Here is an 11,514-nt window from a genome sequence, read left to right as displayed (position 1 = left end):
CAAGACGTGGATGGCCGGGACAAGCCCGGCCATGACGGCTTCTTTCAACGAGAAATGCAGCTATCAGCCCTGCACAGGGGGCCGGCCGACGCTCTCGTAGGTGAAGCCGGCGGCTTCCATGTCTTCGGGGCGATAGATGTTGCGGAGATCGATGAGGACGGGCTGCGCCATGGTCTGCTTCAACCGATCGAGATCGAGCGCGCGGAACTGCACCCATTCGGTGACGATGACGAGCGCGTCCGCGCCTTCCGCGCAGGAATAAGCGTCCTCGCAGTAGGTGATGCTGGGCAGCTCGCTTTTTGCCTGCTCCATGCCGACGGGATCGAACGCCTTGACGGTCGCACCCATGTCGATCAGGCCTGTCACCAGCGGGATCGACGGCGCGTCGCGCATGTCGTCGGTGTCGGGCTTGAAGGTGAGGCCGAGCACGGCGATGGTCTTGCCGCGCAGCGAGCCGCCGAGCGCCTGGCTCACTTTCCGTGCCATCGCGCGCTTGCGGTTCTCGTTGACCGCCAGCACGGATTCGACGATGCGCAAGGACACGTCATAGTCCTGCGCGATCTTGATCAAGGCCTTGGTGTCCTTCGGGAAGCACGAGCCGCCGAAGCCTGGGCCTGCATGCAGGAATTTTGTGCCGATGCGGTTGTCAAGGCCAATGCCGCGCGCGACCTCCTGGACGTTGGCGCCGGCTTTTTCCGAGAGATCGGCGATCTCGTTGATGAAGGTGATCTTGGTCGCCAGGAACGCGTTGGCGGCGTATTTGATCATCTCGGCGGTGCGGCGCTCGGTGAACATCAGCGGCGCCTGGTTCAGCGACAGCGGACGGTAGATGTCGCCCATCACCTTGCGGCCGCGCTCGTCCGAGATGCCGACCACGATGCGATCGGGGAACTTGAAATCGCGGATCGCCGCGCCCTCGCGCAGGAACTCGGGGTTCGAGGCGACCACGACGTCGGCCGCAGGGTTCGTCTCGCGGATGATGCGCTCGACCTCGTCGCCGGTGCCGACCGGCACGGTCGACTTGGTCACCACGACGGTGAAGCCGGTGAGCGCTTGCGCGATCTCGCGGGCGGCGGCGTAGACGTAGGACAGATCGGCGTGGCCATCGCCGCGGCGCGAGGGCGTGCCAACCGCGATGAACACGGCATCAGCATCCGCGACCGGCTTGGTGAGATCGGTGGTGAAGTCCAGCCGCTTGGCCTTGACGTTGGTCGCGACCAGTTCGTCGAGGCCGGGCTCGTAGATCGGGATCTCGCCGCGATGGAGCGCCGCGATCTTCTTCTCGTCCTTGTCGACGCAGGTGACGTCGTGGCCGAAATCCGCAAAGCAGGCTCCGGAAACCAGTCCCACATAACCCGTGCCGATCATCGCGATGCGCATGAAAAATCCTGTCCCAGCTTGGTTAACGGAAGCCCAATTCGCGGCGGTTTAGCATTTTCCCGAGGTCATGGAACAGTCCGGATGCAAAAACCGGCCCGCGATTTGAACGGGTAAAGAAGTCGGAAACCACCGGGCTCCAAACTGCCCCACACCCATACAGGGACGGGCGGAACACGCCTCGAAAGGGGACATCATGGCACGATCAGACACAATCGCGGCGGCCGGGCTTTCCAACGCCCCTTCTGCCGCGCGTGTCGACTGGGTCGACTACGCCAAGGGCATCTGCATCGTCATGGTCGTGATGATGCATTCGGTGCTTGGGGTCGAGCTCGCCGCCGGGCAGACCGGGTTCATGCATGTCGCCGTGGCCTTCGCAAAGCCGTTCCGGATGCCGGACTTCTTCCTGATTTCGGGCCTGTTCCTGTCTGTCGTGATCGATCGGGACTGGCGAACCTATCTCGACCGCAAGGTAGTGCATTTCGCTTATTTTTATGTCGTCTGGGTGACAATCCAATTCGGCTTCAAGGCGCCCGCCTTCGCGGCGGAGACAAGCTGGCGCGACGTCGGCCTCTTGTACCTCGAATCCTTCATCGAGCCGTTCGGCACGCTGTGGTTCATCTATCTGCTGCCGATCTTCTTCGTCGTCACAAAACTGACACGCAAGCTTCCGCCGCTCGCGATCTGGCTTCTCGCCGCCGCGCTGGAGACCGCACGGATCACGACCGGCTGGACCGTCATCGACGAATTCTGCTCGCGCTTCGTCTATTTCTATTCGGGCTACCTGTTCGCGCCTTACGTGTTCGCCGTTTCGGATCGTGCACGAAAGCATCCCGCGCTCGCGCTCGGAGCGCTCGCGGCCTGGGCATTGATCAATGCCGGCCTGGTCGCGCATGGGGCCAGCGAATGGAAGATCGTCTCGCTCGCGCTCGGCTTTGCCGGCGCCTGCGCCATCATCACGACGGGCACGCTGCTTGCGCGCGCGAAGTGGCTCAATTTCCTCCGCTTCTGCGGCGAGCATTCGATCGTGATCTACCTCGCCTTCTTCCTGCCGATGGCGGCGACGCGGACGCTGCTGCTGCGCACGGGCGTCATCCCCGACATCGGCACCGTGTCGCTGATCGTCACCATCGCCGGCGTGCTCGGCGCGCTGGCGATCTGGCAGGTGGCGCTGCGGCTCAATGCGCGCTTTCTGTTCGAGCGGCCGGATGCGTTCTGGATCGCGCCGAGGAAGGCGGCAGCCACGCTACAGCCCGCGGAATAGGCCACTTAGGGACGCAGATACAAAGCTCCCGTCGTCAGACCGGCCTCGAGTTCGGCCTGAGCCAACGCTGCATCCCGCAGACTGTAGGCTTTCCCGCTCACCTGCAGCACGCCATCGGCCATCGCAGCCAGCACACGCTCGGCGGAACGGCGATACGCATCGACATCGTTCATGTGGGCCATGACACTCGGCCGCGCCAGCATCAAGCTGCGTCGCGGCCCGAGATCGTGGACATCGACCAGCGGGATCGGCCCGGCCGACTGGCCAATGCTCGCGACCACGCCGAATGGCCGCACGCAAGCGAGCGTCTTCTGCAACGTCGTCCCCCCAACACCGTCATAGGCGACATCGACGCCGCGCCCTGCAGTGAGATCGGCAACGGCTGCGGCGAAATCGGCGTCGCGCCCGACGATCACGTGAGACGCACCAGCAGCGCGAGCCGCCTCGACCTTCGCCGGTGAACCCACGGTCCCGATCACGACCGCCCCAAACGCGCTGGCCCAGCGCGTCAGCAACTGCCCCAGCCCTCCGGCTGCGCTATGCACGAGAATCGTCGTCCCACGGACGACAGGGAAAACGCGGCTGAGCAGCATGTCAGCCGTGACACCCTTGACGAACGCCGTCGCGACCGTCTCGTCCGGCAAGCCCGCCGGAAGCTTCACGCCGCGCCAGGCCGGCAGATTGCGCTCGGACGCGTAAGCGCCGACGGGCGCACCCGCATAGGCGACACGGTCGCCGACCTCGAGGCAGGTCACCTCCGCACCCAGCGCCGCAACGACCCCGACCGCCTCGACGCCCGGAATTCGCTCGGACGGAAGGGCGTACAGACCCATGCGCTGATAGATGTCGATGGAATTGACGCCGATCGCGGTCTGCCGCAGCCGGATTTCGCCGCGGCCTGGCGGCGGCAGATCGGCGCTCAAGAGTTCGAGTTGGTCTACGCCGCCGGGCGCCTTCAACCTCACGATCACGGCCATGTCGCATTCTCCTGTCGTTAACAGAAGAACTATGGAATGACTTGGAAATCTGCGAAACTGCTCAAAAGTGAGATCTAGTTGTGAGAATTCGCACAGATGGACTGGACGGACCTGCAGCATTTCCTGGCGCTCGCGCGTGAGGGCACCCTGTCCGCCGCAGCAAGGAGCCTCGGCGTCGACCACGTCACCGTGGCCCGCCGTGTCGCCGCCCTGGAAGCGGCCATGTCGCTCAAGCTCGTGGACCGCAGACCACGCAGCTACGAACTCACCGAGGACGGCAAGCGCATCGCCAAGATCGGCGCGCCGATGGCAGAGACGGCGTTTGCACTGGAGCGCGCCGCGCAAGCCTCGAAATCGGAAGTTAGCGGCGAGATCACTATCAGCGCGCCGCCGTCGCTGGCCAACCTCCTGATCGCGCCAAAACTGGTTCTGCTGCGGCAACAGCATCCCGGCATCACGATCAAGCTGATCGGCGAGAAACGCACGGCCTCGCTCAATCGCCGCGAAGCCGACCTGGCGCTTCGCCTGTCGCGCCCGACCGAGCCGGGGCTGATCGCCCGCAAGATCGGCTATTTCGAGTTCGCTCTCTACGGCTCGCCCGGCTATCTGCAGGCGACAGCCCCGCATGCCTTCGCGTTCGTCGCTTATGATTCCAGCATGGACGAGGTACCCCAGCAGCGATGGCTGATGCGCTTCGCCGGCACGCGCGAGATCGTGCTTCGCACCAACGACCTTGAGAACCAGGCGGCAGCCGCCAGGACCGGAATTGGGCTGGCGGCCCTCCCAGAATTCCTGGGCGAGGCCGACCCGCGGCTGCAGCGCCTTGACATCGGTGGCCGTCCGGTCGGGCGCGAGGTCTGGCTGGTGCTGCATCGCGACCTGCGCCGCACACCGGCGGTACGCGCGGTGGCGAGCTTTCTCGAAGACTGCCTGGCCTGATCCCACGCCTTTGCGAGGCCATGAATTGCCTGTGCGAGTCGGCAAAATTGCCGTCTGTCGAGGCTGTCTTTTACCGCAAAAATTCATACATTGCGGCCATGCCAAAAACCTTCCCGAAGAATTCCGCCAAAGCCGATACCAAACAAGCTGCGACAGCTGCTGCCAAACCGGTTGCTGCGAAGGCGGCCGGCAAGGGCGATCATGTGTTCCTGGTCGACGGTTCCTCCTACATCTTCCGCGCCTATCACGCACTGCCGCCGCTGAACCGCAAGTCCGACGGGCTGCAGGTCAATGCCGTGCTCGGCTTCTGCAACATGCTGTGGAAGCTCTTGCGCGAGATGCCCGAGGACAACCGGCCGACGCATCTGGCGATCATCTTCGACAAATCGGAGATCACCTTCCGCAACAAGATCTATCCGGACTACAAGGCGCACCGGCCGCCGGCGCCTGACGACCTGATCCCGCAATTCGCACTGATCCGCGAGGCCGTGCGTGCCTTTGACCTGCCGTGCCTGGAACAGACCGGCTTCGAGGCCGACGATCTCATTGCGACCTATGTGCGACAGGCCTGCGAGCGCGGCGCCAGCGCCACCATCGTGTCCTCCGACAAGGATCTGATGCAGCTCGTGACCGACTGCGTCACCATGTACGACACCATGAAGGATCGCCGCATCGGCATCCCGGAGGTGATCGAGAAGTTCGGCGTGCCGCCGGAGAAGGTGGTCGAGGTGCAGGCTTTGGCCGGCGATTCCACCGACAACGTGCCCGGCGTGCCCGGCATCGGCATCAAGACCGCCGCACAGCTGATCACCGAATATGGCGATCTCGACCAATTGTTGTTCCGCGCCGGCGAGATCAAGCAGCCCAAGCGGCGCGAGGCGCTGCTTGAGAACGCCGAGAAGGCGCGCATCTCGCGGCAGCTCGTGCTGCTCGACGACAAGGTCGACCTGGAGGTTCCGCTGGACGATCTCGCCGTCCACGAGCCCGACGCGCGCAAGCTGATCGCCTTCTTGAAGGCGATGGAGTTCACGACGCTGACGCGACGTGTCGCCGAATATTCGCAGATCGATCCCGCCAATGTCGATGCCGACCCGGGCTATGCCAGCGGCGCCAGCGTATTCACGACGCTGCCGCCCTCGGACGTCGTGCCCACACCGGGAACCGGCACGCCGGCGCAAGCCGCGCCGGGCAAACCCAACAAGTCGGCCGGCAAGGAGGACAAGGCTGCGAGCCCGAAGGGTGCGCCCATCTCGCTCGCCGCCGCGCGCGAAGAGGCGCTGCGCAAGCTTCCGGTCGATCGCAGCAAATACCAGACCATCAAGACGCCTAAGGAGCTCAACGCGTTCATCGCGCGCATCCATGATGCCGGCCATGTCGCGATCGAGACGAGAGCGAACTCGATCGATCCGATGCAGGCCGATCTCTGCGGCATCGCGCTGGCACTGGCGCCGAACGAGGCCTGCTACGTGCCGCTGGCGCACAAGCAGTCCGGCGGCGGCGCCGGCCTGTTCGACGCGGGCCTCGCACCGGATCAGGTCAAGCATGCGGAAGCGATCGAGGCGCTGCGACCGGTGCTGGAATCGTCAGGCATCCTCAAGATCGGCTTCGACGTCAAATTCACCGCCGTGATGCTGGCGCAGCACGGCATCACCCTGCGCAACATCGACGATGCGCTCCTGATCTCCTACGTGCTCGACGCCGGCCGCGGCTCGCAGGCGCTGGAATCGTTGTCCGAGCGCTGGTTCGGCCATGCCATGCTGAAGGAAAGCGAGCTGCTCGGCAGCGGCAAGGGCAAGATCACCTTCGACCAGGTGCCGGTCGACAAGGCCGCGCCACTGTCGGCCGAAGGCGCCGACGTCGCGTTGCGCGTCTGGCGCGTGCTGAAGCCGCGCCTGGTCGCCGAGCACATGAGCGCCGTCTACGAGACCCTGGAGCGGCCGCTGGTCTCCGTGCTCGCCCGCATGGAGCGGCGCGGCATCTCGATCGACCGCCAGGTCCTGTCACGGCTCTCCGGCGACTTTGCCCAGACCGCGGCGCGCGTCGAGGCAGAAATCCAGGAGATCGCCGGCGAGCCGGTCAATGTCGGCAGCCCCAAGCAGATCGGCGACATCCTGTTCGGCAAGATGGGACTGCCCGGCGGCACCAAGACGAAGACCGGAGCGTGGTCGACCACCGCACAGGTGCTGGACGAGCTCGCCGAGCAGGGTCACGACTTCCCAAAGAAGATTTTGGAGTGGCGCCAGGTCTCCAAGCTGAAATCTACCTACACCGACGCGCTGCCGACCTATGTCAACCCGCAGACCCATCGCGTGCACACGACCTATGCCTTGGCCGCGACGACGACGGGGCGGCTATCGTCCAACGAGCCGAACCTTCAGAACATTCCGGTGCGCACCGAGGATGGCCGCAAGATCCGCCGTGCCTTCATCGCCGCGCCGGGACACAAGCTGGTTTCGGCCGACTATTCGCAGATCGAGCTGCGGCTGCTCGCCGAGATCGCCGACATCCCCGTGCTGAAGCAGGCGTTCCGCGACGGCCTCGACATTCACGCCATGACGGCATCGGAAATGTTCGGCGTGCCGATCAAGGGCATGCCGAGCGAGATCCGCCGCCGCGCCAAGGCGATCAATTTCGGCATCATCTACGGCATCTCGGCGTTCGGCCTCGCCAACCAGCTCGGCATCGCGCGCGAAGAGGCCTCCGCCTACATCAAGAAGTATTTCGAGCGCTTCCCCGGCATCCGCGCCTATATGGACGAGACGCGCGATTTCTGCCGCAGCCACGGCTACGTCACCACGCTGTTTGGCCGCAAGTGCCATTACCCCGACATCAAGGCCTCCAACGCCTCGGTGCGCGCCTTCAACGAGCGCGCCGCGATCAACGCGCGGCTTCAGGGCACCGCCGCCGACATCATCCGGCGCGCCATGACGCGCGTGGAGGACGCGCTGGCCGAAAAGAAGCTGTCGGCGCAGATGCTGCTCCAGGTGCATGACGAATTGATCTTCGAGGTGCCGGACGCCGAGGTCGAGGCGACGCTTCCCGTCGTGCAGCACGTGATGCAGGACGCGCCGTTCCCGGCCGTGCTGCTCTCGGTGCCGCTCCACGTCGATGCGCGCGCGGCGAACAATTGGGACGAGGCGCATTGATCTCTTCCTCTCCCCGTAAGAACGGGGCGAGGGAGCGTACCGAATGCGCGGCGAGATACTCAATTGTCCTCCGAGCAATTGCGCGATGGTCCGGCACGGACTCGCATAGTAGAACCAGTTCATCTCCCGCACCGGTTCATCCATGCCCCATGCCTCCGCCCTGCTCGGCTTTGCCCTGGTCAGCCTTGGCCTCGTGCTCACGCCGGGACCGAACATGATCTATCTGATCTCGCGCTCGATCACGCAGGGGCCGGCGGCCGGCATCGTCTCGCTCGGCGGCGTGGCGCTCGGCTTCGTGTTCTACATGCTGTGCGCAGCGTTCGGCATCACGGCGCTCTTGCTCGCCATTCCATTCGCCTATGACGCGCTGCGCTTTGCCGGCGCCGGATATCTGCTGTGGCTCGCCTGGCAGGCGGTGAAGCCGGGCGGGCGCTCGCCGTTCCAGGTGAGGAAGCTCGCGGTCGACAGCCCACGCAAATTGTTCGCGATGGGCTTCGTCACCAATCTGCTCAACCCGAAGATCGCGATGCTGTATCTGGCGCTGCTGCCGCAGTTCATTGATCCCGCCGCCGGCAGCGTGCTGGCGCAGTCGGTGGCGTTAGGAGCGATCCAGATCGCGATCAGCGTCAGCGTGAATGCGATGATCGCGCTCGCGGCGGGATCGATCGCACTGTTCCTGGCCAACCGGCCGAGTTGGATGCTGGTGCAGCGCTGGCTGATGGGTACGGTGCTGGCCGGGCTCGCGGTGCGGATGGCGGTGGAAGCGAAGAAGGTGTGATTTTCACCTCTCCCCGCTTGCGGGGAGAGGTCGGATCGCTCCTGCGATCCGGGTGAGGGGGTACAGGTCTCACGTCGATCTCACACGCCGAGAGATGCCCTTCACCCCAACCCTCTCCCCGTAAGAACGGGGAGAGGGAGAAAAAGAAACCTCAATCCAGCTTGGCTTCCATCCCGCGCTTCACCGCCGGGCGCGCCATCAGGGCCTCGTACCAGCGCTTGACGTTGGGGAAGTCGGCCAGATCAACCTTGTGGCGAGGGTGGCGCCAGGCCCAGCCCAGGATGGCAAAATCGGCAATCGAGAGCTCGCCGGCGACGAAGTCGCGCCCCTCGAGCCGCCGGTCCAGCACGCCGTAGAGCCGGCGCGTCTCCGCCATGAAGCGCTTCAGGCCGTAAGCGCGCTCCTGCTCATTCTCCAGCGCGATGAAATGGTGCACCTGGCCCGGCATCGGGCCGAAGCCGCCCATCTGCCACATCAGCCATTCGTAGACGGGAATCCGCTCGCTCAGCGATTTCGGCAGGAATTTGCCGGTCTTTTCGCCGAGATAAAGCAGGATCGCGCCTGATTCGAAGATGCTGACGGGCTTGCCGTCGGGCCCCTCGGGATCGACGATCGCGGGAATCTTGTTATTGGGGGAGAGCTTGAGGAACTCGGGGGCCATCTGCTCGCCCTTGGTGATGTTCACCGGGATCACCTTGTAGGGCAGTCCCATCTCCTCCAGCGCGACCGAGATCTTGCGGCCGTTCGGCGTGTTCCAGGTGTAAAGCTCGATGGTCATTCCGTTTCCTTCCCCAGGAGGCTTGCCCCCTCACCTACTCCAGAAGGTTGCGCCCCCACAACCGGCGGTCCGGGATGGCCGATCCCTGTTGACGGGAGACGCCCCCTCTGGAATGTCGCGACTGTGCCGGATAAATTCCGCCTCCACCAAAGACGCTGTTCGAGGGACCGCCGTGTCGAAATCTGCCTCCCGCGCCCGCCTGTTCGAAATCATCCGCCGGCGCTCATTCGGCCGCGGCGAGGTGACGCTCGCGTCGGGCCGCAAGAGCGATTTCTATTTCAACCTCAAGCCGACCATGCTCGACCCTGAAGGCGCGACGCTGCTCGCCGAGCTGACCTATGAGGCGCTCAAGGACGATCAGCTCGACTTCATCGGTGGGCTCGAGATGGGCGCCGTGCCGCTCGCCGGCGCGCTGGCTCAGATCTCCTGGATCAAGGGCCATCCGATCGCGGCCTTCTTCGTGCGCAAGAAGCCGAAAGAACACGGCGCGAAGCTCGCGATCGAAGGCCTGCCCAAGGGCGAGACGCTGGCGGGCAAGCGCGTCGTGATCGTCGAGGACGTCACCACCACGGGCGGTTCGGCGATGAAGGCGGTGGAATCGGTGCGCGAGGCCGGCGCCAATGTGGTGCTGGTGCTCACCATGGTCGACCGCGAGGAAGGCGCCACCGACACCTTCGGTGCGGCCGGCCTGCCGTTCCGCTCGCTGTACAAGGCGTCGGAGTTCCTGAAGGCGTAAGAGAGGACGATAGATTCTCCGTCGGCATGCCAGAGCGTGCCCCGGGAGCAACGCCGTCCGTGAAAGCTGCGCGCGGCCATAAAGAGATCACCGCCTCGTCTTGAAACCGCCGCCACGCAACCGCTCATTTACCATCGCGGATTACGGTGAATCGTGTGCTGGAGACCTCGAACGGTCCTGACCGGTTCCGTAGTGTCGGGTGGAGTGAGCTGTGCGTACAAAGTTGTCCCATACGCAGCGTCGCGCAATGCTCGCAGCCGTCATGGTTGCGGTTCCCATGCTTGCGGCCCCGGCCCCGGTTTCGGCCGAAGGCCTGTTCGACTTCCTGTTCGGCGGAATGCAGCGGCCGCAACCACAGCAGCCGAACTCCTCCTCCGATCCCTTCACAGGCCAGCAGAATCCGCAATATGTGCCGCCGACACGCTCGGCCGCAGCCGGTGGCTCAGGCCCGGCTTTCTGCGTGCGCAGCTGCGATGGCAAGTATTTCCCGCTGATGCGAGGCATGGTCTCACCAGCGCAGATGTGTCAGGCCTTCTGTCCCGCCACCGCCACAAAGATCTATTTTGGATCCAGCATCGACGGTGCCTATTCGCAGACCGGCGAGCGCTACGCCGACAGCGAGAACGCGTTCGCCTATCGCAAGGCGCTGCGCCCCGACTGTACCTGCAACGGCCGCGATCCGGTCGGCCTCGCCCCGGTCGATCTTGCGCTGGATTCGTCGCTGAAGGCCGGCGACGTGATCGCCACCACCGACGGCCTCGTCGCCTATACCGGCATCCGCGTCGGCAATGACCAGGCTGCGGACTTCACCCCGGTTGCCTCCTATCCCGGCCTCACCGCCCAGGTCCGCGCGCGCCTCGGCGAGATGAAAGTGGCGCCGGTGCGGGCAGAGACGGTGTCGACGGACGCTCCGGCCCCTGCCGAGATCGTGCGCGAGGTGCTGCCTGACGTGACGGTGCCGAAAACGGCCGCCAAGCCCGCCAAGCGCGCGGGGCTGGATTGATCTCGTGTCCCGGACGGCGGCGCATCGCGTGGCGCGCTGCGCTTTGTCCGGGGCACGGCCGTCACCTCCCGATAATCACCCCGATCACGTTCGGCGCCGCCAGATATTTCTCCTCGATCGCCGCGCGCGCGGCGGCGCGGTTTTCCGGCGTCAAGAGGCCGCGCTTCTCGGCCAAGATCATCCAGCAAAAGCCCCACCAATCGGTCAGCATGCCCGCTTCGTCGACAAGGTCGTAACCCTGCTCGGCCGCGAAGATGCGCGCATGAGCCTCGTCCAACGTGTCGAGAAACTGATGATCCTCGGTCGAGAACAGATCGTCGCTGATGTCGTCTATGGTGTAGCCCCAGATCGACTGGCACACCGCGTTGAATTCGCGATCGAACTGGTCGTCATCGACGGCATAGCGCCGGGCCGCCTGGTGCAGCCGTGACAGCGAGCGCGCGAAATCGGCGATCCGGGTAAGGGCAAATTGGTCGAAGGCAACGGTGGACATGTAGTCCTCGCAAAGTCGGACAG

10 protein-coding genes are annotated in these 11,514 nt (G+C 64.7%); 6 read left to right on the top strand and 4 right to left on the bottom strand.

Annotated elements, in window-relative coordinates:
- Positions 1 to 63: 63 nt before the first annotated feature.
- Entirely contained in the window at positions 64 to 1,380 is a 1,317-nt protein-coding gene (locus tag IVB23_RS23425; protein WP_247800201.1) for a UDP-glucose/GDP-mannose dehydrogenase family protein, read from the bottom strand.
- Positions 1,381 to 1,573: 193 nt separating this feature from the next.
- Here IVB23_RS23425 and IVB23_RS23420 point away from each other — a divergent pair, with 193 nt between their 5' ends.
- Positions 1,574 to 2,641, top strand: coding sequence for an acyltransferase family protein (locus tag IVB23_RS23420; RefSeq protein WP_247800200.1), 1,068 nt, complete (start codon positions 1,574 to 1,576; stop codon positions 2,639 to 2,641).
- 5 nt (positions 2,642 to 2,646) lie between these two features.
- Here the strand turns inward: IVB23_RS23420 and IVB23_RS23415 are convergent, their stop codons facing one another.
- Positions 2,647 to 3,618, bottom strand: coding sequence for a quinone oxidoreductase (locus tag IVB23_RS23415; protein ID WP_247800199.1), 972 nt, complete (start codon positions 3,616 to 3,618; stop codon positions 2,647 to 2,649).
- 96 nt (positions 3,619 to 3,714) lie between these two features.
- Here IVB23_RS23415 and IVB23_RS23410 point away from each other — a divergent pair, with 96 nt between their 5' ends.
- The 3 genes from IVB23_RS23410 (at position 3,715) to IVB23_RS23400 (ending at position 8,481) form a co-directional block, all read left to right on the top strand.
- Positions 3,715 to 4,557, top strand: a complete 843-nt coding sequence (locus IVB23_RS23410; protein ID WP_197966470.1) for a LysR family transcriptional regulator — start codon at positions 3,715 to 3,717, stop codon at positions 4,555 to 4,557.
- A 98-nt stretch (positions 4,558 to 4,655) separates the two neighbouring features.
- Positions 4,656 to 7,703 carry a DNA polymerase I gene (gene polA / locus IVB23_RS23405; RefSeq protein WP_247800198.1) on the top strand — a complete coding sequence of 1,016 codons (3,048 nt, stop codon included), beginning with the start codon at positions 4,656 to 4,658 and terminating at the stop codon, positions 7,701 to 7,703.
- Positions 7,704 to 7,845: 142 nt separating this feature from the next.
- Positions 7,846 to 8,481, top strand: coding sequence for a LysE family translocator (locus IVB23_RS23400; protein WP_197966468.1), 636 nt, complete (start codon positions 7,846 to 7,848; stop codon positions 8,479 to 8,481).
- 151 nt (positions 8,482 to 8,632) lie between these two features.
- Here IVB23_RS23400 and IVB23_RS23395 read toward each other — a convergent pair whose 3' ends face one another.
- Entirely contained in the window at positions 8,633 to 9,259 is a 627-nt protein-coding gene (locus IVB23_RS23395) for a glutathione binding-like protein (protein WP_197966467.1), read from the bottom strand.
- Positions 9,260 to 9,431: 172 nt separating this feature from the next.
- Here IVB23_RS23395 and pyrE point away from each other — a divergent pair, with 172 nt between their 5' ends.
- Both pyrE and IVB23_RS23385 read left to right on the top strand, forming a co-directional pair.
- Entirely contained in the window at positions 9,432 to 9,995 is a 564-nt protein-coding gene (gene pyrE, locus IVB23_RS23390) for an orotate phosphoribosyltransferase (RefSeq protein ID WP_028176382.1), read from the top strand.
- Positions 9,996 to 10,242: 247 nt separating this feature from the next.
- Complete coding sequence (locus IVB23_RS23385) at positions 10,243 to 10,998, top strand: DUF2865 domain-containing protein (RefSeq protein ID WP_247800196.1); 756 nt, start codon at positions 10,243 to 10,245, stop codon at positions 10,996 to 10,998.
- A gap of 61 nt (positions 10,999 to 11,059) precedes the next feature.
- Here IVB23_RS23385 and IVB23_RS23380 read toward each other — a convergent pair whose 3' ends face one another.
- Positions 11,060 to 11,491: a hypothetical protein gene (locus IVB23_RS23380; protein WP_061879623.1), complete on the bottom strand. Its 432-nt coding sequence runs from the start codon at positions 11,489 to 11,491 to the stop codon at positions 11,060 to 11,062.
- Between the last annotated feature and the right edge of the window lie 23 nt (positions 11,492 to 11,514).

The organism is Bradyrhizobium sp. 191, assembly GCF_023100985.1.
GTDB classification, from domain to species: Bacteria; Pseudomonadota; Alphaproteobacteria; order Rhizobiales; family Xanthobacteraceae; genus Bradyrhizobium; species Bradyrhizobium diversitatis.
Note: the sequence above shows the minus strand (reverse complement) of the source record. Positions and strands in the feature narration are given on the sequence as shown.

What these genes read in the sequence shown, in the direction of transcription:
- IVB23_RS23425 (WP_247800201.1), bottom strand. Translation starts at nt 1,380, where the DNA reads ATGCGCATCGCGATGATCGGCACGGGTTATGTGGGACTGGTTTCCGGA.
- IVB23_RS23420 (WP_247800200.1), top strand. Translation starts at nt 1,574, where the DNA reads ATGGCACGATCAGACACAATCGCGGCGGCCGGGCTTTCCAACGCCCCT.
- IVB23_RS23415 (WP_247800199.1), bottom strand. Translation starts at nt 3,618, where the DNA reads ATGGCCGTGATCGTGAGGTTGAAGGCGCCCGGCGGCGTAGACCAACTC.
- IVB23_RS23410 (WP_197966470.1), top strand. Translation starts at nt 3,715, where the DNA reads ATGGACTGGACGGACCTGCAGCATTTCCTGGCGCTCGCGCGTGAGGGC.
- polA (WP_247800198.1), top strand. Translation starts at nt 4,656, where the DNA reads ATGCCAAAAACCTTCCCGAAGAATTCCGCCAAAGCCGATACCAAACAA.
- IVB23_RS23400 (WP_197966468.1), top strand. Translation starts at nt 7,846, where the DNA reads ATGCCCCATGCCTCCGCCCTGCTCGGCTTTGCCCTGGTCAGCCTTGGC.
- IVB23_RS23395 (WP_197966467.1), bottom strand. Translation starts at nt 9,259, where the DNA reads ATGACCATCGAGCTTTACACCTGGAACACGCCGAACGGCCGCAAGATC.
- IVB23_RS23385 (WP_247800196.1), top strand. Translation starts at nt 10,243, where the DNA reads ATGCTCGCAGCCGTCATGGTTGCGGTTCCCATGCTTGCGGCCCCGGCC.
- IVB23_RS23380 (WP_061879623.1), bottom strand. Translation starts at nt 11,491, where the DNA reads ATGTCCACCGTTGCCTTCGACCAATTTGCCCTTACCCGGATCGCCGAT.